The organism is Pseudomonas sp. FP1740, assembly GCF_030687165.1.
In the GTDB taxonomy this organism is placed as follows: Bacteria; Pseudomonadota; Gammaproteobacteria; order Pseudomonadales; family Pseudomonadaceae; genus Aquipseudomonas.
On sequence record NZ_CP117461.1, the window covers coordinates 3,400,964 to 3,425,647 of the forward strand.

Genomic DNA, 24,684 nt, shown 5'->3' on the forward strand with positions numbered 1-24,684 from the left:
ATCTATCGCAAGTAAGGATCATCACGCCCGGGCGCTCTCGCCGTTAACCGGGACGGATGAGGCTGTAGCTTCGAGACTGCGACCACGGGTTTCCGGCAGGCAGAGGGCCGCGACTACCGCCACGCCATAGGCGATCCCGGCGTCAATACCAATGGCCGAGCCCAGCGACATGGAGTCACTCATATGGCCGACCAGAAACGGGAACACCGCAGAGAGCACTCGGCCGAAGTTGTAGCAAAACCCAACGCCAGCGCCGCGCACATCCGCCGGGTACAGCTCATTGAACAGTGCACCGAGGCTGGCCGGAATGCCCGCCGCGAAGAAGCCAAGCGGAAAACCGAGGAACAGCATTTGGGTATTGGTCAGGGGCAGGAACACGTAGCACTGCACGGTAACCACACAGCACAGGGCGAACAGCACGATGTTTTTGCGGCGGCCAATACGGTCGATCAAGAATCCGCTAACAACGCAGCCACACCAGAAGGCAAAGATGATCACGGCCAGGTAGCCACCGGAGTTCAACACCGACAGGTTGCGTTCGGTCTTGAGGAATGTCGGCAGCCAAGTCATCACCGCGTGGTATCCGCCATGTGCGCCCAAGCCCAACAACCCGCCGAACAGCGTTACGCGGAGCAGTTCAGGTCGGAAAATACCGGCCAGGGATTTGAAGAAGCTCTGCGGAATGGCGTGTGCTTTCTGCAAACGTTGGAAGCTGTCAGGCTCCTCGACATTACGCCGTACCCAGAGGATCAAGAACGAGGGCAGCAGGCCTACAATAAACATCACACGCCAGGCCATGTCTTGCGGTACGACTGTATAAATCAGCGCAAATACCCCGACCGCCAGCCCCCAACCGACCGCCCAGGCACTTTGCACAGTGCCCATCACTTTGCCGCGGTATTTCGGGTTGATGGTTTCGGCCATCAATACCGCGCCGGCGGCCCACTCACCGCCAATGCCGAAGCCTTGCAGTGCCTTGACCATCAGCAACTGATGGAACCCTGTGACGAAGGCGGACAGAAAGGTGAAGAAGGAGAACCACAGAATCATCCACTGCAACGTACGCACCCGGCCGTAGCGGTCGGACAACGTCCCCCCTACCCATCCGCCGATGGCCGAAGTGACCAGCGTGACGCCGCTGATCAGCCCGGCATCGCCCTTGGTCAGTGCGAACGCAGCGATCAATGCCGGAATGGCCAGGCCGAACATTTGTACTTCCAGAGCATCCAGCGACCATCCGCCGAAGCAGGCCCAAAACGTTTTGCGCTCCCGAGGAGTGACTTGGCGATACCAGCTGAACATGATTTCTTATCCTTATAAGTGAAACGTGAGGCAGCCGAAAGCAAACCGCGCCGCTACGAGGCCAGGCATGGCAAGCAAGACGATGAAGACGGCGCAGATCAGGCGCCGATGAGCGATCCGCTATTGAGGCAAGGCGCTAGCGAATATCCACGCTGTAACGGAAATGCTCGGCATGCCCACGGGAGCGACGCCATTCCAGAGGCGTCCCGGCGTAGTCACGCGCCAGACGCTCGATTACCACCACGGGACTGTTGACCGGTACTTGCAGCAATCGCGCATGCACGTCGTTTACAGACTCGGCGGTGAGTGTTTCTTCGGCAGAAGCGACGACCTGACCGCAGACTTCTTCGTAAATCGGATACAACAGCGGCCCTTTTCGACTCAGGTCGATCTCCAGCAGCGGCTGAAACCGGCTGCGAGGTAGCCAGATTTCTTCGGCAAGTACCGGCTGAACATCGAGAAGACGTACGCGAACAATGCGAATAACCGGTGCGTCGATTGGCAGGCCTAACGTTTGGGCCACCGCCGAGGGTGCGGCCACCGGCTCAATCGACAAGATGCGACTCTCCGGCACCTGGCGCTCGCCCGCAGCGGTCTGGAAGCGGAAAAATCGGAACAGTGACGATTGAAACTGCGGCCGGCGAACGAAGGTGCCTCGACCTTGCTGACGCTCAAGAACGCCCTCACTGACCAGCGCGTCAACCGCTTTGCGTACGGTGCCAGTGGACAGTTGGTACTCCGCTGAAAGTGCAGCCTCGGTGGGAATGGCCTCCCCGGGACGCCAACGATTGTTGGCAATCTGTTCAGCCAACTGATCTCGCAGGCGCTGATAAAGCGGTAGCCGGACATCACTGGATAAGGAGTTCATCGACTTTATTCACCTTGTTATCTAGTCATATATATGAATCTTGAGGCGAGTATTCTCCTGATGCATTTTTCTGTCAACAAGGGTTGCTGATCTCGCTGACGAAAGGTGGGTGAGCCTAGGTCAACTGGAATGCCCCTCTGCCTCAATCCGAGAGAGCCCTACCCGCTCAGCCTGTTCTAAAATCTCCTCTGGCGTCGCGTCCGTAGTGGGCATGATCTGAACTATGTGATTCAGTCCGGCACGCTTAAAGGTGTCGGATTTGGATGGCGTAACGGCAAGTCCAACAGCGAGGCGGCGCGTGACCAGAACCAGAATCGCTTGATCGTGAGCTACAGCATTCCGCTGCTTTAGCCAATCGACATCACGATATCGCGCACTTGGTAATCGCTGGCCCGGCCGCTTTACTTCAGCGCTGACGCAGAGTCAGCGCTTTATTGGCAGCCCCCCGACATGTAAGCGTCAGGCGGCGCCGGCAATGCGGCAAGCATGTCCTGCAGTCCGGCAGCCCACTGCATACGGATACGCATAAAATACGGGTCATCAGCCGTAATGCGATAACTTTTCGCGCTGGCAAAACTGTCTTTCCTGTACACCAGCAGGTCAAGTGGCATGCCCACTGACAGGTTACTGCGCATGGTCGAGTCGAACGAGATCAGCCCGCAGCGCAGGCCCTCTTCGAGTGATGTGCGGTACGTGAGGTTGCGATCGAGTATCGGTCGGCCGTACTTGCTTTCACCCAATTGCAGGAATGGCGTGTCCTCCGTCGCCTGAATGAAGTTGCCTTGCGGGTAAATGCTGTACACATCCATCGCCCCCTCCGCGATCTGCCCGCCCACCAGAAAAGAGCAACTCAAGTCGGTCTTGCCGGCCAACTTGGTACGGTCCCGGGCGACGACTTCGCGAACGGTTTCGGCCACCAGCACAGTGGCGTCATAGAGTGTGCGGACATTCAACAGGTGCGAGCCAGGCCCGCTGCAACGCTGCTTGAGCAAGTTCACCACCGACTGCGAGGTGGCCAGATTGCCCGCCGTTTGCAACACAATCAGCCGCTCGCCCGGCGTGCTGAAAATAAACAACTTACGAAACGTTGAAATCTGGTCGATACCGGCATTGGTCCGTGAGTCGGAGATGAACACCATACCGTCGGCCAGGTGCATAGCGACGCAATAAGTCATTTGCGCTTACTCGTGAATTCTGGATGAAAGGCCATACCGTCTCCCCGACGGCATGGCCAATTGCGGTGAACATTTCAGGCTTATTGGTGCTGAACCTGAAACAGCGACGTTACCTGTACCCGCGCCAGCATCGACTCGGCCCCGCCACCACGACGCATGCCACGTACCGGGCAGGCGTCGAGGTAGTCCAGGCCCACCGCCAGTTTCAGATGGCGTTCGGGCCGGGACAGCCGGTTGGTGACATCGAAGCTGTACCAACCATCGTCGAGCCAGGCTTCGGCCCAGGCATGGCTGGCCAAGTGGTTTTCATCTTCGGTGCACAAGTAACCGGAGACATAACGCGCAGGAATCCCCAGGCTACGGGCGCAGGCCAGGAAGGCGTGAGCGTGGTCCTGACAGACCCCGCCTCCGCCCGCAAACGCCTCGGCGGCCGTGGTGTCCACGGTGGTTGCGCCCGGGTTGTAGACCATATGGTCGGCCAGGCCGTGCATCAGGTCGATCAACGCCATTCGATCACGCCGTATGCCGCAGTGCTGCACGGCGAAGGCATTCAGGGCATCGTCCGCTATCGTCAGCTTACTGGTGCGCAAAAACGGCAAAGGCGATTGGCTGTCGCGCTCCAGCTCACGGTCCGAGTCGATATCCACCTGACCATAAGCTGTCAGTACCAAGGCCCCATGGGGTTCGTCCATCGTCAACACATGCAGGATGTTGCCGTACGGATCAAACTGGCTGCGCACCAGGCGCGGCAGTTCCAGGTGCCATTCCAGGATGCGCTGGCGTTCACTGTTCTGCGGCGTCAGACGCAGGAACTGAATGCTGGTGCAGACTTCATCGGCGTAGCTGTAGGTGGTGTCGTGACGTATGGACAGTTTCATACGGCCTCCAGATAGGACTCGTGAACGGTCTGGCCGAGATGGCGAACCTGGGAGATGAAGTCAGTCAGCCAAAGGTGCAGACCGAAGCCTAGAATCTCGTCGATACCGGTGTAGCGCAGCCGAGCATTCAACTCGGCGGCCAATCGCTGGGCGGCCCGCCCGTTGCTGCCCGGCAGGCTGGCGAGTATATGGTCCAGTTCCTCGATACAGGCATGCAACGAACGCGGGACGTCGCTGCGCAACAACAGCATCTCGGAGACCTGCTCGGCGCCCGGCGCATTGCGGTAGATCTCGTTGAACGCCTCGAAGGACGACAAGGCCCGCAACAAGGCACTCCACTGGTAGTAGCCGCGCGCGGAGTTGTCACTCACCTCCTCCGACTCCTCGCCGAACATTTCGTAGCGTGCATCCAGCAGGCGCAGCGTGTTGTCTGCCCGCTCAAGGAAAGTCCCCAGGCGAATGAAGCAGTAGGCATCGTTGCGCATGATGGTGCCCGAGGTCGCACCGCGGAACAGGTGCGAACGCTCCTTGACCCACTCGCAGAAATGGCTGATGCCATAGCGCGCCAGACCATTGCTGGCGATGTTGCGCATCTCCAGCCAGGTGGCGTTGATGTTCTCCCACATGTCGGCGGTGATGCGTCCGCGCACGGCATGAGCATTGGCTCGCGCGGCTTGCAAACAGCAATAGATACTCCCGGGGTTGGTTTCATCCAGCGCGAAGAAGTGCAACATGCGTTCGGTGTTGAGCTCTCCATAACGCTCGTTGTAATCGTCCAGCGTACCGGCGGCGAGCAGCGACATTGCCAGTTCGGCGCGGCCATCGGTACGCCCCGCCTGAGGCATCAACGACAACGAGTAACTGACTTCGAGCATGCGCGCCAGGTTTTCGGCGCGCTCCAGGTAACGGGACATCCAGTAGAGGTCCGAAGCGGTTCTTGAAAGCATGTCTTAGTCCTCCACTACCCAAGTGTCTTTGGTGCCGCCGCCCTGAGACGAGTTCACCACCAGCGAGCCTTCGCGCAATGCCACGCGGGTCAGGCCACCGGGCACCAGACGGGTTTCTCTGCCCGACAGCACAAACGGGCGCAGGTCAATGTGGCGTGGAGCGATGCCGTTTTCGACAAAGGTCGGGCACGTCGACAGGCACAGGGTTGGTTGGGCGATATAAGCTTCGGGGCGTGCCTTGAGGCGCGCGCGGAAGTCTTCGATTTCCGCCGCCGTGGCCGCCGGGCCGACCAGCATGCCGTAGCCACCGGAGCCCTGGGTTTCCTTGACCACCAGCTCAGGCAGATTCGCCAACACATGGGACAACTCTTCCGGTTTGCGGCATTGCCAGGTAGGCACGTTCTTGAGGATCGGTTCCTCGGCAAGATAGAAGCGGATCATGTCGCCGACATAGGGATAGATCGACTTGTCGTCGGCCACGCCGGTGCCGACGGCGTTCGCCAGCACCACGTTGCCTGAGCGGTAAGCGGCAATCAGGCCCGGTACGCCGAGCATGGAGTCCGGGTTGAACGACAGTGGATCGAGATACGCATCGTCGAGACGGCGGTAAATGACGTCCACCTGTCTGGGGCCAGCGGTGGTGCGCATATAGACGTGATCGTCGCGGACAAACAGATCTGCGCCTTCAACCAGTTCCACGCCCATTTCACGGGCCAGGAACGCATGCTCGAAGTAAGCGCTGTTGAAGCGGCCCGGGGTCAGCACCACGGTCGTAGGATTGTCCAGCGGACTGGAGCTCCTCAAGGTGTCCAGCAGCAGGTTCGGGTAGTGATCGATGGGCGCCACACGCTGGGCGGCGAAGAGTTCGGGGAACAAACGCATCATCATCTTGCGGTCTTCAAGCATGTAGCTGACGCCGCTGGGAGTGCGCAGATTGTCTTCCAATACGTAGTAGCTGCCATCGCCGTCGCGGACCAGATCGACCCCGGCGATGTGGGCGTAGATGCCCCGGTGCAGATTCAGGCCCTGCATGGCGACCTGATAACCCTCATTGGCCAACACCTGTTCGGCCGGAATGATGCCCTCCTTGAGAATACGTTGCCCGTGGTAGATGTCGTCCAGGAACATGTTCAATGCCTGGACCCGTTGAATGCAGCCCTTCTCGACCATTTGCCATTCGCTGGCCTTGATGCTGCGCGGAATGATGTCGAACGGAATCAACCGTTCGGTGCCCTGCTCGTCCCCGTATAAGGTGAAGGTGATGCCGGCTCGGTGGAACAACAGGTCGGCTTCGCGACGACGTTGATCCAGCAACTCCAGAGGTGTGTCCGCCAACCAACGCGCGAACTCCTGGTAATGTGGGCGGCAGCCACCACTCGCATCATACATTTCGTTAAAAAAAGCTCGGGACATACCCTACTCCTTGCCGCAATACAGACGGCATTTTCTTATAACTTCGCTATTTCAATAAAATCAGGCCTTACGTTGTTTTAGTGAGTACTGTTTCTGTTGAGCACCTCAGTGTGCGTCGTTAACTTCCTGTCTCATTTGGAAACAAATTCCGCGTGAATTCGGCAACCTCTTGACGCGTTCCGACGCCAGAGACTTGGCCTTTGCGGTTTGATTTCTGGCGCCCCATTTATAACGTTCCCCCATAATTTTTTTTCGATGAAAAACCACACTAGCGGTGGCTTGAAAGTACTTTTGCAAGGGCTGTGCCCAACTATTGTTACGACCGATAAAAACCTTAAAAACCCTCCGACAAGCCTGAATTGCGACACATCATTTCATTTTTGAGACGAAAATCGATAAGACTACTGAAACGGTTTTTCCACTTGTAACTTGCACAACTCTGGATCGGACGAAAATGGTGCATTTGGCAACTGATTTGAGTTTTATGCCCTACAAGCGGGAAATTCCTACTCACTGTTTTTATTCTGCTTGTAATACAAGGCGTCCAGCGCGGCGCATTGATGAATACCGACGCACTATTAATGGTCAATAAAATGCACCCGGAGATGACGCCTGAAGTGAATGTGCAAAGTAGTGAAGCATGGAGGACGGCCCGACACTGAGCCTTACCATCCGTGCTACGCCAACATCATGTTTCACGTCCCGATGGCCCATCTACAACCCAATCGGCATGCTAGACAGTCGCTGTCCGACGCACGGCATCAGGCCGCGGGCAAACAGACCAGGATAGTTGATCCTGATCAATAGTTTGCCGGTTGATCGCGCCCACGCTTGTCGAGCACGCAACGACGCAATGCCATGGATTGCTCACCGCCAGCGTACTCAGAAAGCAAAGGATGAGCCTGCACACATCAGGATGATTGATTCCTGCCTTTTTGGAGCGCCGTCAATGAAGATTTATGTTGAAAAAGACCCCGCACAGAATTGTTGGTGGGTTCACATGGGTCTGTGGATGGCGAGCTTCCGCAGCCTTGATGGTGCCGAGTCTTTTGTCGAGAGATTGAACTCCCGAATCAATGCCCCGCACTCTCTGGAAATGATTACAAACCGTCCTTTATGGCCGGGAACGATTTCCCGTAGTCCGCCTCTCGATCAGCACGATGAACCTCACTTGGTAAAGCCTGGGCCGAACGTATCAAGCGACTGCTGCCGTACCAGGTCAACACGGACTTGATGAAAGCCACCGGCAACCCGCGCACCCGGTTCAAGCACAGCCTTCCGGCATTCGCTCTGTGAAAGCCGAGCGTCCACGAGCGCTTTGCTTTCCCGGGAAATCCCGCCTGCGAAGCTCATTGGCGCGGGCTAACCCACTGGATAAATCACAAGATAACTTTCGACCGCATCGTCTATCGTTGGAAAAAATGCCGTTTCGCCCAGCTTGGCGAAAAGCCCGAATCGCTTTAGTTTGTCCTTGACCGGATCCTTCATCTCGGCCACGCACAATTTGATACCCGCCCCACGCAAGGTTTCATCGAGTTCAGCCAGCATATCGGCAGAGGTTACGTCCACGCTGGTGACCGGTTCCGACGCTACAACCAGCCAACGCACGGGCGAAGGCGATGTTGCCACGGCGTCCAGTACCCGGTCATTGAACAGCTCGGCATTGGCGAAAAACAAAGGTGCATCCCAGCGAAACAAAACCAGGCCCGGGATAAGGCGCGCGTCGGGATAGCGCTTGATGTCGTGGTAACCCCGGATCTTTTCCGGGCTGCCCAGAACCGCCGAGTACGGGCGCCAGCCATCCCACAGGAACTCGATGACGGCGATCACGATCGCCAGGCCGATACCCTCGATCGCGCCCAGTACGACCACACCGATGGTGCAGACGATCGACAGCCAGAATTCCCAGCGCTGGATGCGATAGATTCGTCGCAGGTCGGTCACTTCGATCAGGCCGATGGCGGATGCGATCACCACTGCCGCCAATGCGCTGGTGGGCAGGTTCTGCAACAGGTTCGGCGCCACCATCAGCAATAAGGCAACGGCGATCGCACCGACGACACCGGTCAATTGGGTTTTCGCGCCTGCGGCCTCGGCCACGGGTGTCCGGGATGAACTGCTGCTGATTGGAAAACCCTGAAAAAGCCCGGCGGTAAGGTTGGCGAAGCCGAGCCCGACCATTTCCTGGTTCGGGTCCACATAAGTACGAGTCCGCGCCGCATAGACACGAGAGAGCACACTGGTGTCGGCGAACGAAACGAGGGCGACGGCACAACCACCAATCAGGACGGGGACGATATCAGCCCTGGTGATCCAGGGAATGGCGAATGCTGGCAGCCCCTGTGGGAGCGATCCCAGGACCGACACCCCGGCGCGCGCTGCAAGGTCCAGTACACCAACGGCAACGGTCGCGCCTGCCACTGCGACCAGAATGTCCGGCACGCGTTTATTGCCCTTGAGTAGCAGGATCACCGCCAGAGTGCCTGCGCCCACCATGAACGCGGCCCAGTTGGTTTTCCCAGCCATCACTGCTGTAGCGATCGCCCATACATTTCTCAGCGGCCCGTCGGTTTCGATCGAAAAACCGAAAAACTTTGGCAGTTGACTGATCAATACCACCAGCGCAATCCCGTTCATGTATCCGTAGCGGATCGGTTTGGAAAGCAGCTCAGTAATGAAGCCCAGACGCGCGATGCCAGCCAGGATGCACACCACCCCCGAGACGATCGCCATCATGCCCGCGAGGGCGATTGCGCGATGCGGATCGCCGCCGGACAGTGGCAAGACGACGGCCAGGATGACGGCAGCCAGCGAAGAGTCTGGCCCAAGCACCAGAATCCGGCTGGGACCGAACAACGCATAAGCGAGTAATGGAACGATCGTTGCGTAGAGCCCATAAATACCGGGTACGCCCGATGCCACCGCATAGGCGATGCCGACGGGTATCAGCATAGTGGTGAGCACCAGTCCGGCCACGAGGTCGTGGCGCAACCAAATCATTTGGTATCCGCGCAACGTACGCAGTCCCGGGAGCCAGCGGTCCCAGAGGGTCTGGCCGTCGTTCGACTTGCGGTGCGCAATCCGCCCCGGTTCCGGGACGGGAGGCACAATATCCGAATGACTCATGGCAACGCAGCCCTTGGCGGAGACTCGCTCGGCAATCCGTCAGAATTTTTCGGGAATTCGCCGCAGCGGATAATCCGGTTCGCGATAACCGCCTGCCTTCTCTTGCAGACCGCTCATTCGTTTTATCCAGATCGCGTGGACGGCCCTTCTGCTCTTGACGTTTAACTCCATCAGGACCCCGGTGAGTCTAGAACATGATCAGCGATCATGGGGGCGTTCGCCCTGATGAAAAACCAGAGCGAATACCAACCGAATCGACCGTTGCAGGGTTGTCCTGCAACATAGAATCTCCCACAGGGCTTGGATCAACCTGGCTGTCAGGTCAGCAACACTTCGGCCCTGCCTTACCGCCGTAACGAGCCTCCTGACGTTCGCGAAAGAACATCTCATAGCTCATCACCGGCTTGTCCGGGTGTTCGGTTTGCATATGCTCGACGTAGTTGTCGTAGTCGGGCATGCCGACCATCAGGCGCGCGGCCTGACCGAGGTATTTACCGAGGCGACTCAGGTCATTGAACATGCTGCCCTCCTCGATCAAGCATCTGGCAGCGCCTGGAATGGCGCTTCTTTATCCGTACGCTCTTTGGTGCCCCAGGCGGCAATGCCGACTTTGAGCGCAAAGAACAGGATGCTGAACACCACGAGCAGGAACAACACCGTCAGCGTTGCGTTGGTGTAGGCGTTGTAAATCACGTGCTGCATCTGCTCGATGCTCTTGGCCGGCGCCAGCACCTGACCGTTGGCCAGGGCATCGCTGTATTTCTTCGCCAGCGCGAGGAAACCGATCGCCGGGTTGGCGTCGAACAGCTTGATGAAGCCTGCAGTGGTGGTGCAGATCAGCAGCCATACCGCTGGCAGCATGGTCACCCACACATAGCGTTGGCGTTTCATTTTGATCAGCACAACGGTTGCCAACATCAGCGCGATACCGGCCAGCATCTGGTTGGAGATACCGAACAGTGGCCACAAGGTGTTGATCCCGCCCAACGGGTCGATCACGCCTTGGTACAGCAGGTAACCCCACATCGCCACGCAACCGGCCGTGGCGATCAGGTTGGCGGTCCAGGATTCGGTGCGTTTCAGCGCCGGCACAAAGGAACCAAGCAAGTCCTGCAGCATGAAACGTCCGGCACGGGTACCGGCATCGACCGCAGTGAGGATGAACAGCGCTTCAAACAGGATCGCGAAGTGGTACCAGAACGCCATGGTGTTTTCACCCGGCAGCACGTGGTGCAGGATCTGCGCGATACCGACCGCGAGGGTCGGCGCACCGCCGGCACGGGCCAGGACGGTGGTTTCACCGATGTCCTTGGCCACCGCTTGCAACGCTTCCGGCGTGATGGCAAAGCCCCAGCTGCTGACTGTCTGCGCAACCGAAACAGCATCGGCGCCGACCAGAGCTGCCGGGCTGTTCATGGCGAAGTACACGCCCGGCTCGATCACCGAAGCGGCCACCATCGCCATGATCGCCACGAAGGATTCCATCAGCATGCCGCCGTAACCGATGTAACGGGCATGGCCTTCGCTGGCGAGCAGCTTCGGCGTGGTGCCGGAAGCAATCAGTGCGTGGAAACCGGACACCGCGCCACAAGCGATGGTGATGAACAGGAACGGGAACAGCCCACCCTTCCACACCGGCCCGGTGCCGTCGATGAACTGGGTCAATGCCGGCATTTTCAGCTCAGGCATGGTGATCAGAATGCCGATCGCCAGCGCAACGATGGTGCCGATCTTCAGGAACGTGGACAGGTAATCACGCGGCGCCAGAATCAGCCACACCGGTAACACCGCCGCCACGAAGCCATAGCCGATCAGCATCCAGGTAATCTGCAGTCCGGTGAAGGTAAAGGCCTTGGCCCAGACCGGGTCAGCGGCGATCTGCCCGCCCAGCCAGATCGACCCCAGCAGCAACGCCACGCCGATCACCGAGATTTCACCGATGCGGCCCGGACGGATGTAGCGCATGTAGATGCCCATGAACATCGCGATCGGGATGGTCGCCATCACCGTGAAAATGCCCCACGGGCTTTCGGCCAGGGCCTTGACCACGATCAGCGCCAGCACCGCGAGGATGATGATCATGATCAGGAAGCAGCCGAACAGCGCGATGGTGCCGGGGATGCGGCCCATTTCTTCGCGGACCATGTCGCCCAGGGAACGGCCGTTGCGGCGGGTGGACATGAACAGGACCATGAAGTCCTGAACCGCACCGGCTAGCACCACGCCGGCAATCAGCCACAGCGTACCGGGCAGGTAGCCCATCTGCGCCGCCAACACCGGACCGACCAGCGGCCCCGCGCCGGCAATGGCTGCGAAGTGGTGACCAAAGAGTACGTGTTTATTGGTCGGCACATAGTCCAGACCATCGTTGTTGAGTACGGCGGGAGTGGCTCGATTGGGGTCGAGTTGCATCACCTTGGTGGCGATGAACAGGCTGTAGTAGCGGTATGCGACAAGATAGATAGCGACGGCTGCGACTACGATCCAGAGGGCGTTGATGGCTTCGCCGCGGCGCAGGGCCACGACACTTAGCGCAAACGCTCCCAAGACAGCCACGGCAAACCAGGCGAGGTGTTTAGCCAGACGGGGCATAGCGTGTCTCCTGCCGACAGCCAGTGACTGCGGCGGTAATTATTATAATTGTGTCCGCTTTGCGGAGCGGGCCCAATATCCACCCATGCTGTCGACAAATAAATCCGCGTTACTACGTACGTGGCGTCTACGTAGTTCTACGTAGACGGTTTGTCATTCTGTCCAGCACTGCTACTGGAGGCGCGTATCTTTGGCATATGATGCCGGGCCTTCGCCCTCCCTCGGTCTGGCCAGGAGTAGAGATGCAGCTCAAACACAAAATCGTCGCGCTCGGCATTCTGCCGCTGGTGTTGGCGATCGCGGTCATCTGCGCGCTGGTGATTTCCCTGAACCGCCAACTGGGCGATCAACAGGCGCAACTGATCGAAGACAGCATTCTGGCCAGCAAGCGCGCAGAGCTGAAAAACTACGTTGAAATGGCACAAAGCCTGATCGCGCCGCTGTACGACAACGGCCGTGGTGACGAACACGCACAGCAACAAGTGCTGGAAGAACTGCGCAAGCTCAGTTTTGGCATCAATGGCTACTTCTTCGTCTACGACCGCGAGGGCCGCAGCCTGATGCACGCACGCCAGTCGGAGCTGGTGGGCCAATACCTGTGGGACATGAAAGACCCTCACGGCCTGCCGGTAATCCAGGCGTTGCTCAAAAGCGCGGCATCCGGCGAAGGCTTTCAACGTTACGCCTGGAACAAACCCTCTTCCGGCCAAGTGACCGACAAGCTCGCCTACGTAGTGATGCTCGATCGTTGGGGCTGGATGCTCGGCACCGGCATCTACCTTGAAGACGTTGAACGCGCCACCCAACAAGCGCGTGCCGAGGTGGCTCAGGGCATCCGCACAACCATGCTGGCGATTGCCGCGGTGGCGCTTGTAGCGGTGCTGTTTGTGTTCGCCAGCGGCATGACGCTGAACGTCAGCGAACATCGCCTGGCCGACAAAAAGCTGCAGCGCCTGACCCAACGTATCGTCAGCCTGCAGGAGGAAGAGCGTTCGCGGGTTTCCCGAGAGCTGCACGACGGTATCAGCCAGTTGCTGGTCTCTATCAAGTTTCAGTTCGAACTGGCCAGCCATGTGTTGGAGAATGGCCAAGACAAAGGCTTGAGCATTTTAAGAGACGCCACCGAGCGCCTGGGGGAAGCGATCGGTGAGGTTCGCAGCCTCTCCCACGACCTGCGTTCATCATTGCTCGACACCCTCGGCCTGCCGGCGGCAATCGGTCAACTCGCCGCCGAGTTCGAGCAACGCAGCGGTCTTGTTGTAACCTTCAACGATAACGAATTCGACTGTCACCTGGCCGACGGCGCCGCCGCCTCGCTGTTTCGCATTGTGCAAGAAGGCCTGACCAACATCGAACGCCACGCCCAGGCAAAACACGTCATCATTACCCTGCACGGCTGCGAAAAGTCCGTACGGTTGACGGTGATCGATGACGGCATAGGTTTCAATGTCGCCCAGGTCGAACGTCGCCAGGCCGGCATTGGCCTGCGTAATATCCGCGAGCGAGTCGAGCATTTTGGCGGTCGATTCGACCTGACCTCGATGCCGGGAAGAAGTGAGCTGGACGTGCTGCTGCCGATGAAGCCACCCGGTACAGAACGCTGACTCAACCCATAACAATTAGAGTGAATGCCTGCGATGAACCTGCCCTACCCGATCCGCGTCGCCCTGGTCGACGATCACTCCCTGGTCCGCGATGGAATCAAATCACTGCTGGCGGTCATGGCGCCGCTGGAAGTGGTGGGCGAAGCCGAGAATGGCGCCGATGCCATTGCGATGGTCGGGCGCTGTCAGCCGGATCTGTTGCTGGTCGACATCAGCCTGAAGGATATCAACGGGCTCGAGCTGACCCGGCTGTTGCGCAGCCAGTACCCGTCGCTCAAGGTGCTGGTGCTGAGCATGTACGACAACTACGAATACGTCAGTGAATCGGTTCGCTCGGGGGCCAGCGGCTATGTGCTGAAGAACGCGCCTTCACGGGAAATCATTGCGGCCATCGAAGCCATTGTCAGTGGTGGGACGTTCTACAGTGCCGAAATCGCCCAACGGCTCATCGCCGATAAAAGTACCGACAACGAACTGACACCACGCGAGAGCCAGGTGCTGTACAAAATGGCTCAGGGGTTGAACAACAAGGAAATGGCTCGCGAGCTGGACATCAGCGTCCGCACAGTGGAAACCCATCGCCTGAGCATCCGCCGCAAACTCAACATCGACAAACCCGCCGCCCTCGTAAAATACGCGATCGATCACGGGATCATCTCTCGTTAGAAGCACTCACACCGCACTCACGTTGACAACACGCGCCGTGCGGATAAACAAAGCACGCACCTTGTCCCAGAAATTTCCCCCCAGTACGAAAAAGCTGCCGACCAACATGGCATCGCCCAGCGCCTGGACCTGCCAGAGGTTCGGTCTCAGCCCCGGCCACAGCGTGTCCACGTAAGGTTCGAGAAATGATGAAATCAGTGGCAGGCAAAACATCACCAGGCCAACTCGATGGCGAGCCGGGCCTACTTCCAGTTCAGTCGGTGCAAGCGTGGAAACGTAGCCAAACACGCTGCGCTTGAGCTGCTGGAAACCGGACTTGCCCATGACGGCGATGGCAAGGATCAGCAGAATCTTGTTGCTGATAAACAAAATGCCTGTCAGTGCCGCGATCTTTGGGCCGGGCACATCCGCAGCGGCGGCGAGCGGCACCAACAGCCAGGCGAGCACTGTCAAACTGAGAATCCCGATGCCTGCTTTGAAACGCCAACCGGTGGAGCTGGGGGCAATCTCGTCCTGGGGACTGGTCATGGTCTTCGTACCCTTCTTATTCACCCGAATGAATAACTTTCAAAAGCGTAGCAGTTGCTCAATGCCCTGTTTGTCAAACATGACTTTGTGTTTGTCTTGGCTGTACTAACCTAATCAAAACCGGTTCAAGCCCGCCCAACAGCCAGGGCATTCAACATTAGGGACGCTCGGATGAGGTTTTCCCGTGACCAACTTACAGTGCTGCGATGCTGACGCGCCCGGGTCCGCTGCTTCTACTGGTTGCCCTCGCTATTGGCGGCTGCGTGCGTCTGGGACCGGATTTCCAGGCCCCGGGCGAGGCCTGGACAAAACTCTGGAGCAGCCCTGCGCTTGAACAGGCCAGCCAAAGACGCGCCTATCCCGATGTGCGCCAGTGGTGGCAAGTGTTCGCCGACCCAGTCCTCGACGGATTGATTGCCGAAGCAGATGCGCACAATTCCAACCTGAAGATTGCCGGCCTTCGCGTCATGGAAGCCCGTGCCAGGCTGGGCATGGCGCAAAGCGGACGCTATCCGCAACTGCAACAGGCCAGTGCCGAGAGCCTGTACTTCAACCGCCGGCAATCCGGTGGCAGCAACCCGCAAGACAGCCATTTCTGGCAACACAGCGTGGGCTTTGATGTCGGTTGGGAGCTGGACTTCTGGGGACGTTTCAGTCGGGCCATCGAGTCGTCAGATGCCAGTTACTTTGCGGCTCAAGCCAATTATGAAGACGTACTGGTACTGCTGCGTGCTCAAGTGGCCGACACTTACTTCTCATTGCGCACCACCGAAGCGCGTTTACGCGTCGCCCGGGAAAACGCCGAACAGCAAAAGCGCAACTTTGAAATCACCGAGAAACTGTTCAACAGCGGCCAGAGCGCCGAGCTCGATTTGCAACAAGCCAAGACCCAGTACCTCGGCACCTTGAGCAGCATTCCCGAGCTTGAAGGGCAAGTGCTGCGCACCCGCAACGCATTGGCCGTACTGATCGGACAGCCGCCCAACGCCCTGCCCCAATTGCTCGAAAACCAAGGACTGATTCCGCTGGTAGACCGTGCCGTGCTGCAAGACGTACCCGCCAGCCTGCTGTTGCGTCGACCGGACGTACGCGCCGCCGAACTCAACGTCGCCGCCCAATCGGCACTGATCGGCGTGGCAGAAACCGACTTCTATCCATCGCTGACCTTGCTCGGCAGCATCGTCTGGTCGACCGACACGCTGAAGGGCACCTCCAACAGCCTGGACCTGATCGGCGGCCCCAGTTTGCGCTGGAACCTGTTTGATCACGGTCAGATCAGCAACAACGTGCGGGTGCAGGATGCGCGGTTGCAGCAGCTGATCGAGGTTTATCGCGACAAAGTCCGCGAGGCTGCACGCGAAGCCGATGATGCCGCCAGCGGCCTGAGCAAATCACTGGAACGCGAGCGCATCCTGAGCGAAGCGCAGGTCGCCGCCAAGCGCTCGCTGAGCCTGGCCAACAGCCAATACCGCGAAGGCTACTCGGACTTCCAGCGGGTGCTGGATGCCCAACGCGCATTGCTCGAACAACAGGACAATTACCTGATCAGCCGCAGCAATGCCGTGAGCAACCTGATCGCCCTGTACAAAGCCCTCGGCGGTGGCTGGTACAGCGCCCTGCCAACCGTCGACCCAGGCACGCGCCAACAAATGGAACACCGCACCGACTGGGGCGACCTGCTGAATCAGCCGGCCCCTTCGCCAGCCCTCTCTTCCACGTCAGACAAGGTCAAAGCCGATGAGTGAACCCTCACCGCCCGCCACTGAAGCGCCCTCTTCCAAGGCGCCCGAACCGGCTGCCGATCCGGCAAAAAAAGGCATCAAATGGGTGCTGCTGCTGATCGTCCTGAGTCTGGCCTGGTATCTGTTGGCTGACCGTTTCACGCCGTATACGCAACAGGCCCGGGTCGGTGCCTTTGTGATTCCGGTGGCGGCCGAGGTGGCCGGTCAGGTGATCCGCGTGAATGTGCGCAACAACCAGGACGTCAAGGTCGGCGATGTGCTGTTCGAGGTCGATCAGCAGCCCTATCAAATAGCCGCCGACCGTGCACGCGCGGATCTTGAGTCTACCCGCCGGCAGATCGGTGCCAGCACTGCCGGCATCGCCTCCGCGCAAGCCTCGTTGCGGGCGGCCCAGGCCAATGAACTCAAGGCCCGGCAGGATAACGAACGCCTCGAAAGCCTGTACCGCCAAGACCGCGGAACCATTTCCGTGCGCTTGCTTGAAGCCTCTCGGGCCAGCCGTGAACAGGCCGTCAGCCAGGTTGCCGCGGCCCGTGCCGAAGTCCAGCGCGCACGGGAACAGGAAGGCGGCAGCGAGGAAGACAACGCGCTGTTACGCAGCGCCGCCACGGCGTTATCAAAAGCCGAACTCGACATGGCCAACACCCAAGTCCGCGCGCGCTCGGCAGGTTTGATAACTGACCTGCGCACCGACGTCGGCCAATTCGCCGCGGTCGGCACGCCGGTCATGACTTTGATTGCCATTCACGATGTGTGGATCAGTGCGGACATGACCGAGAACAACCTGGGGCGGGTCAAGCCTGGAACTCCGGTGGCGATCGTGCTGGACGCGCTGCCCGGCGAGGTCTTCGAGGGACGGGTGCGCAGCGTCGGCTACGGCGTCAGCGTGGGGCAGACGCCGGCGCCGGGCACCTTGCCCAGTGTGCAAAACAGTCGCGACTGGTTGCGTCCGGCCCAACGCTTCCCGGTGATCATCGAATTTTCTGACGAGGCGATGCAGGTGCTGCGTGACAATCGCGCCATTCGTGCCGGGGGCCAGGCCGAAGTCATGGCCTTTCCTGCGCAGAACAATCCGCTGAATCCCTTGGGACGCGTGTTTTTCTGGCTGATGAGTTGGTTGTCTTATGCCTACTGATCGCCCGCCCGGACTCCAACGGGCGCCGCGTCTGGCCGTCGGCACGGCGCTGTGCCTGGCCATCAGCTTCGGCCTGGCACTGCCGATTCCGTTTATTGCGCCGGTGCTTTGCGTGTTGCTGTTGGCCACGCTTAACAAACCCCTGCCATTCAAGGCCGGCGTGATGCTGGCAGTGGTTGCGATGCTGACCACCGGCATCGGGCTGTTACTGATCCCGGTCCTGCGTTATTACCCCCTCAGCGGTGTGCTGCTGATCGGTGTCAGTCTGTTCCTGGCCTTTGGTTTCGGGCTGCGCGGCGGCAACACCTTGATCGTGACCTTTCTGATCATTGGCCTGACGATGATTTCCTCGGCCGGCGTTGCCGAGTTCGATCTGGCGATGATGGTCATCGGTGCCCTGGTCAAGGCCTTGCTCCTCGCCGTCATCGTCGTCGCGATCAGTCACTGGCTGTTCCCCGACCCGGCCAATGCACCCTCGCCACCTGCCGCCAGCGCTATGCCGGCGCAAGAAGTGCCCAGGATAGCGCTGCGTGCCACCCTGATCGTGATGCCGGCGTTCTTGTTGGCGCTGATCGACCCAGCCAGTTATCTGCCGATCATTTTGAAGGCGGTCAGTCTGGGCCAGCAGAGTTCAACGGTAACGACGCGCAACGCCAGTCGCGAACTGCTCGGTTCGACCTTGATGGGCGGGCTGTTGGCCATTGTGTTCTGGTGCGCGCTCAGCCTGTTCGTGCACTTGTGGATGTTCTTTCTGTGGATGCTGCTGTTCGGCTTGCTGTTGGCGCGCAAGCTCTATGCCCTGAGTCCGACTCGACAAACCCCGGGGTTCTGGCTCAACAGCCTGGTCACGCTGATTATCCTGCTGGGCCAGTCGGTGCAGGACAGTCTTGCCGGCAAAGACGTCTATACCGCCTTCGCCGTGCGCATGGGGTTGTTTATCGCCCTCACGCTCTATGCCGACTTGATGGTTCACCTGATCGAACAGCGGCAGAGAACGCCAGGTACTCAGGGCGTTACCTGATAACCCCGCCCTTGCAGGCAGCTGGTATAGGCGGTTGAACTGGTCGACGCGTTGGTCTGTTGCTGCGCCCGACGCTCCTGACGCTGGCGCGCGCCACCAACTACTGCGCCCGCCGCTGCGGTTTGCCCGGCCCGGTTCTGGCGATATTCCTGTTTCACATCGTCGTCGACCCCCTCGTAAAACTCGTCATGCTGACGCCCCCGGACCTCAGCGCCCACCGCCCCGGCAGCAGCACCCACCGCAGCACCGCGCAAGCGGCCGCCCGAGGGTGGTGGTGTTGAGGAACTCTGACTCGCCGCGACGTTGCGGCAATCGTTGATGTCCAGCTGGGTTTGTTGCGAACTCTGCCCTTTCAACGGCACAACCGTTTCGGCCTGGACCTGCGTACAGGCCATCGACACTACGACACACAGACTGAAAGACGATAACCGACTCATGATGATCTCCGACCAGGTCCACTGTGTTGGCGGGCGAGCGTCTGGCTGGGAAGTTCCTGGAACAGCGCTCGATAACTGCTGGAAAACCGCCCCAAATGCCAGAACGACCAGTGCATCGCCACTTGCGCGACTGTCGTGTCGCTGGCCGTTCGGCTGAGCAACTCACGGCGCGCACTGTTGAGCCGGCGCAAGCGCAACCAATGCGAAGGCGTCATCCCGGTATACGCCTTGAACGCGTGCTGCAACTGACGCAACGAAACCCCGGCCACCTGGGACAGTTCCAGCAAGTTTAGGGTTTCTTCCGGGGTATCGGCGGCCCATTCGGCGACGCGCTTCATGATCGTTCGCTCTTCGGCCCGACGCTGCATACCTGCGCGATCCAGACACACACAGGCGTTATCGAGGATGAACAAACAGTCCTCCAGCAACTGCTGGGTCAATGCCTCTTTGCTCGGCGGATCCAGCGTTTGTTCCAGTCGCGTCAAGGTGCCGCTCAACCAGCGGCTGAACAGCGCGTTCTGCCCGCAATTGAGCGGCGACATAAACAAGCCTTCGAGCCGCGCCACGTCCAGGCCATGCCGTTGAACGAATTGCGGCCCGAACACCACGGCGATTTCCTGGTAGTTCTCCGGGGTGATCCAGATGTTGCGGCTTTCGCCGTTCAACACGTACAGCGAGTTATCGCTGCGATCGAAACAGAACGCCAGTGAGCCTTCGGGGGCGCTGAAATTCTGCTCGACCCGGGTGTTCATCTGCTCTTCGTAAATCTCCACGCCTTGCAAGTCCAGATAGCGCACCCGCCCGGCGAAATGCCCCGGTGACATCTGCTGATAGTGCTGCACCCAACCCGGAGTGGCGCGGATCTGCTCGGCCACGTCGGCGGTGTTGAACGCTTGAACCTGTAACGGATTGCACGCTGTCATGGGATGACCTTACGCACTTGTTTGGTGCGTTTTGGTGCTGCTTAAAGTGGATAGATGGAACGCCACGGCCCGCCCAAGATAGTCGTCAACGCGCCACAGGGGAAGTGTCCGGTGGATCAAGGCGCCTTCCCCGGCGTAATTCAAACCAACAATGAGGTCCTTATGAATGTCCCTTTCGATCAGCTGTTCACGTGGCTGAAAGATCACAAGATTACCGAGGTCGAGTGTGTGGTCAGCGACTTGACCGGCATTGCTCGCGGCAAGATTGCACCCACCAACAAGTTCCTGCATGATCGAGGCATGCGCCTGCCGGAAAGTGTGCTGTTGCAAACGGTAACCGGGGACTTTGTCGACGACGACATCTACTACGACCTGCTCGACCCGGCCGACATCGACATGGTCTGCAAACCTGTCGCCGACGCGGTTTACGTGGTGCCGTGGGCCATCGAACCCACCGCCATCGTGATCCACGACACCTTCGACAAGTTCGGCAACCCCATCGAACTGTCGCCGCGCAACGTGCTGAAGAAAGTGCTGCAGCTTTACACCGACAAAGGCTGGCAGCCGATTGTCGCGCCGGAAATGGAGTTTTACCTGACCCAGCGCTGCGAAGACCCGGACTTGCCACTCAAGGCACCGCTGGGGCGTTCTGGCCGCGCGGAAAGCGGTCGTCAGTCGTTTTCCATCGACGCCGCCAACGAGTTCGATCCACTGTTTGAAGACGTCTACGACTGGTGCGAACTGCAGGGCCTGGACCTCGACACGCTGATCCACGAAGACGGCCCGGCACAGATGGAAATCAACTTCCGTCATGGCGATGCGCTGGACCTGGCAGACCAGATCACCGTGTTCAAACGCACCCTGCGCGAGGCGGCACTCAAGCACAACGTGACTGCGACTTTCATGGCCAAACCCATTGGTGACGAACCTGGCAGCGCCATGCACATCCATCAAAGCGTGGTCGACATCGCCAGCGGCCAGCCGATCTTCGCCGATGCCGACGGGCAGATGAGCGCGCTGTTCCGGCACCACATCGGCGGCCTGCAAAAGTACATCCCCAAAGTGCTGCCGATGTTCGCGCCCAACGTCAACTCGTTCCGCCGCTTCCTGCCCGACACCTCCGCACCGGTCAACGTCGAATGGGGAGAAGAAAACCGCACCGTCGGCCTGCGCGTGCCGACCTCGAGCCCCGACGCGATGCGCGTGGAAAACCGTTTGCCGGGTGCCGACGCCAACCCTTACCTGGCGATCGCCGCGAGCCTGTTGTGCGGCTACCTGGGCATGGTCGAAAAGGTCGAGCCGAGCGCCGCGGTGCAAGGCCGTGCCTACGAGCGACGCAACCTGCGCCTGCCGATCACCATCGAGGACGCACTCACGCGCATGGAAGAGTGCGAAACCATCAAGCGCTACCTGGGTAGCAAATTCGTCCGGGGGTATGTCGCGGTCAAGCGCGCCGAACACGAGAACTTCAAGCGCGTGATCAGCTCCTGGGAGCGCGAGTTCCTGCTGCTCAGCGTCTAAAAAACACACGCCCACATGAGATCACAATCCTCTGTGGGAGCGGGCTTGTGTGGCGAGGGGGCTTGCCCCCGTTGGGGTGCGAAGCACCCCTAACAACGGTCACCACGATCTTGAATTTAGAAAGTGATGACTGGTTTTACGACTGCTTCGCAGTCGAACGGGGGCAAGCCCCCTCGCCACATAAGCCCGATCCCACAAAGACGAATAATTCAAAGAGGTGTCGATATGCGTCTATTGAAATCCGTGGTTCCGGTCGCGCTGGCGGTATTGTTCAGCACCGGGGCGCAGGCTCAGCCGAGCGTCAGCGTCTACAACTGGACCGATTACATCGGCGAGACCACCCTCGCCGACTTCCAGGCGAAAACCGGGATCAAGGTGATCTACGACGTATTCGATTCCAACGAAACCCTGGAGGGCAAACTGCTTGCCGGCCGCACCGGGTATGACGTGGTGGTGCCGTCCAACCACTTTCTCGCGCGCCAGGTGAAGGCCGGTGCGTTCCTCAAACTGGATCGCTCGCAGCTGCCCAACTTCAAAAACCTCGACCCGAAACTGCTGACGCTGCTGGAGAAAAACGATCCGCAGAACGCGCATTCAGTGCCGTACCTGTGGGGCACCAACGGCATCGGTTACAACGTCGACAAAGTCAAACAAGTGCTGGGCATCGATCACATCGATTCCTGGGCCGTGCTGTTCGAACCCGAGAATCTGAAAAAACTCAACCAGTGCGGCGTGTCGATGATGGACTCGGCCGATGAAGTCTTCCCGGCAGTCCTCAACTACATGGGCATGGACCCACGCAGTGAAAATCCCGAGGACTACAAAAAAGCCGAAGCCAAACTCTTGACCATCCGGCCTTACATCACCTATTTCCACTCCTCCAAATACGTCTCGGACCTGGCCAACGGTGACATCTGCGTGGCCTTCGGTTACTCGGGTGATGTGTTCCAGGCGGCGAACCGGGCCAAGGAAGCGAAGAACGGTGTGAACATCGCCTACTCGATTCCCAAGGAAGGCAGCAACCTGTGGTTCGACTTGTTGGCGATTCCTGCCGACGCCAGCAACCCGAAACAGGCCCACGCCTTCATCAATAACCTACTGGACCCGCAAGTGATCGCCAAGGTCAGCGCCTCGGTGGGTTATGCCAACCCGAACCCGGCGGCCAAGCCCTACATGGATGCTGAGCTGGTCAATAATCCAGAGGTGTACCCACCCCAGGACGTTCTCGACAAACTCTACATTTCGACCACCCCGCCCCAGGCGATCATGCGTCTGATGACCCGTTCCTGGAGCAAAGTGAAGTCCAACCAATGAATCAGCATGACAAGCAACATGCCCGCTCCTATTACGCCGCGTCGGCCAATGGCATGGCGCCCTACCCTACGCTGGATTCGGACCTTGAAGCCGATGTCTGCGTGATCGGTGGCGGGTTCACCGGGGTCAACACCGCGATCGAACTGGCACGGCGCGGGCTCTCGGTGATTCTGCTGGAGGGCCGGCGGATCGGCTGGGGCGCCAGCGGTCGTAATGGCGGGCAGTTGATCCGTGGCATTGGCCATGACGTCAGCGGGTTCGCCCGTTATGTCGGCGAGGAAGGCGTGCGTTATCTGGAGCGTGCGGGTATCGAGTCAGTGGCACTGGTGGGCAATCGCATCCGTGAACATGGCATCGATTGCGACCTGCGCTGGGGTTTCTGCGAACTGGCCAATACCCCGGCGCAATTCGCCGCGCTCAGGGCTGAACAACAAAGCCTCACCGAGCGCGGTTACGCCCATGAAACCCGACTCGTCGACCCTGAGCAGATCCGTCGGGATGTGGTGGGCTCGGACCTTTATGCCGGCGGCCTGATCGACATGGGCTCGGGTCACTTGCATCCGCTGAATCTGGTGCTCGGCGAAGCGCGGCTGGCGCAATTGCTCGGGGTACGGATTTTCGAGCAAAGCCCGGTGCTGGAGTTGGTCCACGGCAGCTCCGTGCAGGTTCGCTGCGCCGGCGGCTCGGTGCGTGCCGGCAGCCTGGTGCTGGCGTGCAACGCGCATCTGGAAGAGCTCGAACCGCGTTTAAGTGGCAAGGTGCTGCCGGCGGGCAGCTACATCATCGCCACCGAACCGTTGGCACCCGAAGTGGCCGCTCAACTGATCCCGCAGAACCTGGCGCTGTGCGACCAGAAAGTCGGCCTCGACTACTATCGGCTCTCGGCGGATCGACGCTTGCTGTTTGGCGGCGCCTGCCATTATTCCGGGCGCGACCCCGTGGACATCGGCGCCTATATGCGGCCGAAAATGCTCAAGGTCTTCCCGCAATTGGCGGATGTGCGCATCGACTATCAATGGGGCGGCAAGATCGGCATCACCGCCAACCGTTTCCCCCAGGCCGGCCGCCTGAGCCAGTACCCGAACGTATTTTACGCCCAGGGTTATTCCGGCCACGGCCTGAACGTGACCCACTGGTGCGCCCGGCTGCTGGCCGAAGCGATTCATGCCGGCCACAGCCAGGGGCTGGACGTGTTCAGCGCCGTGCCGCACACGACCTTTCCCGGCGGACGAGCCCTGCGCTCACCGCTGCTGGCGCTTGGCATGTTCTGGTACCGGTTGCGCGAATTGCTTGGCTGAGATTCGTGGTAATGGCTTTGCACATACCCTGAAGCCGAAGTGCAGTCCGTAGCAGCTGGCGAAGCCTGCGTTCGGCTGCGAAGCAGTCGTAAAATCGGAAACTGCGGTGTATCAGGCAGACCGCGTTAGCCGGATTCACGACTGCTTCGCAGCCGAACGCCGGCTTCGCCAGCTGCTACAAATGCCCTCTAGTG

General features: G+C 59.5%; 20 protein-coding genes and 2 pseudogenes. 10 read left to right on the plus strand and 12 right to left on the minus strand.

All coding sequences use genetic code 11. From position 1 onward, the window contains the following. Window positions 1–21: 21 nt before the first annotated feature. The gene (locus PSH69_RS15300; protein WP_305408933.1) at window positions 22–1,302 is read right to left on the minus strand and encodes an MFS transporter; all 1,281 of its coding nucleotides are present in this window, start codon (window positions 1,300–1,302) and stop codon (window positions 22–24) included. A gap of 136 nt (window positions 1,303–1,438) precedes the next feature. Further along, window positions 1,439–2,170: a GntR family transcriptional regulator gene (locus PSH69_RS15305; RefSeq protein ID WP_111453331.1), complete on the minus strand. Its 732-nt coding sequence runs from the start codon at window positions 2,168–2,170 to the stop codon at window positions 1,439–1,441. Window positions 2,171–2,386: 216 nt separating this feature from the next. Between PSH69_RS15305 and PSH69_RS15310 the strand changes: the two are divergent. Continuing rightward, window positions 2,387–2,521 (plus strand): annotated as a pseudogene (locus PSH69_RS15310) (OprD family outer membrane porin); the annotation flags it as partial. Window positions 2,522–2,601: 80 nt separating this feature from the next. Here the strand turns inward: PSH69_RS15310 and PSH69_RS15315 are convergent. The 4 genes from PSH69_RS15315 to PSH69_RS15330 form a co-directional block, all read right to left on the minus strand. Beyond that, complete coding sequence (locus PSH69_RS15315; RefSeq protein WP_305408934.1) at window positions 2,602–3,345, minus strand: proteasome-type protease; 744 nt, start codon at window positions 3,343–3,345, stop codon at window positions 2,602–2,604. A gap of 80 nt (window positions 3,346–3,425) precedes the next feature. After that, window positions 3,426–4,223: a transglutaminase family protein gene (locus PSH69_RS15320; protein ID WP_305408935.1), complete on the minus strand. Its 798-nt coding sequence runs from the start codon at window positions 4,221–4,223 to the stop codon at window positions 3,426–3,428. Beyond that, entirely contained in the window at window positions 4,220–5,170 is a 951-nt protein-coding gene (locus PSH69_RS15325; protein WP_019578892.1) for an alpha-E domain-containing protein, read from the minus strand. The genes PSH69_RS15320 and PSH69_RS15325 overlap by 4 nt, the downstream gene beginning before the upstream one ends. Window positions 5,171–5,173: 3 nt before the next feature. Continuing rightward, the gene (locus PSH69_RS15330) at window positions 5,174–6,583 is read right to left on the minus strand and encodes a circularly permuted type 2 ATP-grasp protein (RefSeq protein ID WP_111453329.1); all 1,410 of its coding nucleotides are present in this window, start codon (window positions 6,581–6,583) and stop codon (window positions 5,174–5,176) included. Window positions 6,584–7,759: 1,176 nt separating this feature from the next. Between PSH69_RS15330 and PSH69_RS15335 the strand changes: the two are divergent. After that, window positions 7,760–7,870 (plus strand): annotated as a pseudogene (locus PSH69_RS15335) (ornithine carbamoyltransferase subunit F); the annotation flags it as partial. Window positions 7,871–7,945: 75 nt separating this feature from the next. Here the strand turns inward: PSH69_RS15335 and PSH69_RS15340 are convergent. The 3 genes from PSH69_RS15340 to PSH69_RS15350 all read right to left on the minus strand — a co-directional run bounded on the left by PSH69_RS15340 (window position 7,946) and on the right by PSH69_RS15350 (window position 12,301). After that, the gene (locus tag PSH69_RS15340) at window positions 7,946–9,709 is read right to left on the minus strand and encodes a SulP family inorganic anion transporter (RefSeq protein WP_305408936.1); all 1,764 of its coding nucleotides are present in this window, start codon (window positions 9,707–9,709) and stop codon (window positions 7,946–7,948) included. Between the two features lie 322 nt (window positions 9,710–10,031). Further along, window positions 10,032–10,229, minus strand: a complete 198-nt coding sequence (locus PSH69_RS15345) for a YbdD/YjiX family protein (protein WP_007938220.1) — start codon at window positions 10,227–10,229, stop codon at window positions 10,032–10,034. A gap of 14 nt (window positions 10,230–10,243) precedes the next feature. Then, window positions 10,244–12,301 (minus strand): carbon starvation CstA family protein, encoded by a 2,058-nt coding sequence (locus PSH69_RS15350; RefSeq protein ID WP_305408937.1) that lies wholly within the window; start codon window positions 12,299–12,301, stop codon window positions 10,244–10,246. 242 nt (window positions 12,302–12,543) lie between these two features. Between PSH69_RS15350 and PSH69_RS15355 the strand changes: the two genes are divergently transcribed. Continuing rightward, entirely contained in the window at window positions 12,544–13,905 is a 1,362-nt protein-coding gene (locus tag PSH69_RS15355; protein WP_018925860.1) for a cache domain-containing protein, read from the plus strand. 33 nt (window positions 13,906–13,938) lie between these two features. Beyond that, window positions 13,939–14,571, plus strand: a complete 633-nt coding sequence (locus PSH69_RS15360) for a response regulator transcription factor (RefSeq protein WP_028940608.1) — start codon at window positions 13,939–13,941, stop codon at window positions 14,569–14,571. Between the two features lie 6 nt (window positions 14,572–14,577). Here PSH69_RS15360 and PSH69_RS15365 read toward each other — a convergent pair whose 3' ends face one another. After that, window positions 14,578–15,099 carry a transporter suffix domain-containing protein gene (locus PSH69_RS15365; protein ID WP_305408938.1) on the minus strand — a complete coding sequence of 174 codons (522 nt, stop codon included), beginning with the start codon at window positions 15,097–15,099 and terminating at the stop codon, window positions 14,578–14,580. A gap of 206 nt (window positions 15,100–15,305) precedes the next feature. On the opposite strand from PSH69_RS15365, the gene PSH69_RS15370 reads away from it, so the two are divergent. From PSH69_RS15370 to PSH69_RS15380, 3 genes are read left to right on the plus strand one after another with little or no spacing between them, the layout of a single operon-like run. Then, window positions 15,306–16,844: an efflux transporter outer membrane subunit gene (locus PSH69_RS15370; RefSeq protein ID WP_305408939.1), complete on the plus strand. Its 1,539-nt coding sequence runs from the start codon at window positions 15,306–15,308 to the stop codon at window positions 16,842–16,844. Continuing rightward, the gene (locus PSH69_RS15375; protein WP_305408940.1) at window positions 16,837–17,976 is read left to right on the plus strand and encodes an HlyD family secretion protein; all 1,140 of its coding nucleotides are present in this window, start codon (window positions 16,837–16,839) and stop codon (window positions 17,974–17,976) included. Before PSH69_RS15370 ends, PSH69_RS15375 begins: the two co-directional genes overlap by 8 nt. After that, on the plus strand, window positions 17,966–18,997 hold the full coding sequence (locus PSH69_RS15380) for a DUF2955 domain-containing protein (RefSeq protein ID WP_305408941.1): 1,032 nt from the start codon (window positions 17,966–17,968) through the stop codon (window positions 18,995–18,997). Before PSH69_RS15375 ends, PSH69_RS15380 begins: the two co-directional genes overlap by 11 nt. Here PSH69_RS15380 and PSH69_RS15385 read toward each other — a convergent pair. Together PSH69_RS15385 and PSH69_RS15390 are read right to left on the minus strand one after the other, a co-directional pair. Then, on the minus strand, window positions 18,982–19,434 hold the full coding sequence (locus PSH69_RS15385) for a YMGG-like glycine zipper-containing protein (RefSeq protein ID WP_105346200.1): 453 nt from the start codon (window positions 19,432–19,434) through the stop codon (window positions 18,982–18,984). The two genes, PSH69_RS15380 and PSH69_RS15385, sit on opposite strands and share 16 nt — an antisense overlap. Beyond that, window positions 19,431–20,357 (minus strand): helix-turn-helix domain-containing protein, encoded by a 927-nt coding sequence (locus PSH69_RS15390; RefSeq protein ID WP_305408942.1) that lies wholly within the window; start codon window positions 20,355–20,357, stop codon window positions 19,431–19,433. The genes PSH69_RS15385 and PSH69_RS15390 overlap by 4 nt, the downstream gene beginning before the upstream one ends. Before the next feature lie 162 nt (window positions 20,358–20,519). On the opposite strand from PSH69_RS15390, the gene PSH69_RS15395 reads away from it, so the two are divergent. The 3 genes from PSH69_RS15395 to PSH69_RS15405 all read left to right on the plus strand — a co-directional run bounded on the left by PSH69_RS15395 (window position 20,520) and on the right by PSH69_RS15405 (window position 24,490). Then, a complete protein-coding gene (locus tag PSH69_RS15395; RefSeq protein WP_305408943.1) occupies window positions 20,520–21,878 on the plus strand; it encodes a glutamine synthetase family protein in 1,359 nt (452 codons plus the stop codon). A gap of 225 nt (window positions 21,879–22,103) precedes the next feature. Further along, window positions 22,104–23,192 (plus strand): polyamine ABC transporter substrate-binding protein, encoded by a 1,089-nt coding sequence (locus tag PSH69_RS15400; RefSeq protein WP_305408944.1) that lies wholly within the window; start codon window positions 22,104–22,106, stop codon window positions 23,190–23,192. Then, window positions 23,189–24,490, plus strand: coding sequence for an FAD-binding oxidoreductase (locus PSH69_RS15405; RefSeq protein WP_305408945.1), 1,302 nt, complete (start codon window positions 23,189–23,191; stop codon window positions 24,488–24,490). Before PSH69_RS15400 ends, PSH69_RS15405 begins: the two co-directional genes overlap by 4 nt. Window positions 24,491–24,684 lie beyond the last annotated feature (194 nt).

Coding starts and splice junctions, on each gene's coding strand:
- PSH69_RS15300 (WP_305408933.1), bottom strand. CDS start 1,302: ATGTTCAGCTGGTATCGCCAAGTCACTCCTCGGGAGCGCAAAACGTTT.
- PSH69_RS15305 (WP_111453331.1), bottom strand. CDS start 2,170: ATGAACTCCTTATCCAGTGATGTCCGGCTACCGCTTTATCAGCGCCTG.
- PSH69_RS15315 (WP_305408934.1), bottom strand. CDS start 3,345: ATGACTTATTGCGTCGCTATGCACCTGGCCGACGGTATGGTGTTCATC.
- PSH69_RS15320 (WP_305408935.1), bottom strand. CDS start 4,223: ATGAAACTGTCCATACGTCACGACACCACCTACAGCTACGCCGATGAA.
- PSH69_RS15325 (WP_019578892.1), bottom strand. CDS start 5,170: ATGCTTTCAAGAACCGCTTCGGACCTCTACTGGATGTCCCGTTACCTG.
- PSH69_RS15330 (WP_111453329.1), bottom strand. CDS start 6,583: ATGTCCCGAGCTTTTTTTAACGAAATGTATGATGCGAGTGGTGGCTGC.
- PSH69_RS15340 (WP_305408936.1), bottom strand. CDS start 9,709: ATGAGTCATTCGGATATTGTGCCTCCCGTCCCGGAACCGGGGCGGATT.
- PSH69_RS15345 (WP_007938220.1), bottom strand. CDS start 10,229: ATGTTCAATGACCTGAGTCGCCTCGGTAAATACCTCGGTCAGGCCGCG.
- PSH69_RS15350 (WP_305408937.1), bottom strand. CDS start 12,301: ATGCCCCGTCTGGCTAAACACCTCGCCTGGTTTGCCGTGGCTGTCTTG.
- PSH69_RS15355 (WP_018925860.1), top strand. CDS start 12,544: ATGCAGCTCAAACACAAAATCGTCGCGCTCGGCATTCTGCCGCTGGTG.
- PSH69_RS15360 (WP_028940608.1), top strand. CDS start 13,939: ATGAACCTGCCCTACCCGATCCGCGTCGCCCTGGTCGACGATCACTCC.
- PSH69_RS15365 (WP_305408938.1), bottom strand. CDS start 15,099: ATGACCAGTCCCCAGGACGAGATTGCCCCCAGCTCCACCGGTTGGCGT.
- PSH69_RS15370 (WP_305408939.1), top strand. CDS start 15,306: ATGCTGACGCGCCCGGGTCCGCTGCTTCTACTGGTTGCCCTCGCTATT.
- PSH69_RS15375 (WP_305408940.1), top strand. CDS start 16,837: ATGAGTGAACCCTCACCGCCCGCCACTGAAGCGCCCTCTTCCAAGGCG.
- PSH69_RS15380 (WP_305408941.1), top strand. CDS start 17,966: ATGCCTACTGATCGCCCGCCCGGACTCCAACGGGCGCCGCGTCTGGCC.
- PSH69_RS15385 (WP_105346200.1), bottom strand. CDS start 19,434: ATGAGTCGGTTATCGTCTTTCAGTCTGTGTGTCGTAGTGTCGATGGCC.
- PSH69_RS15390 (WP_305408942.1), bottom strand. CDS start 20,357: ATGACAGCGTGCAATCCGTTACAGGTTCAAGCGTTCAACACCGCCGAC.
- PSH69_RS15395 (WP_305408943.1), top strand. CDS start 20,520: ATGAATGTCCCTTTCGATCAGCTGTTCACGTGGCTGAAAGATCACAAG.
- PSH69_RS15400 (WP_305408944.1), top strand. CDS start 22,104: ATGCGTCTATTGAAATCCGTGGTTCCGGTCGCGCTGGCGGTATTGTTC.
- PSH69_RS15405 (WP_305408945.1), top strand. CDS start 23,189: ATGAATCAGCATGACAAGCAACATGCCCGCTCCTATTACGCCGCGTCG.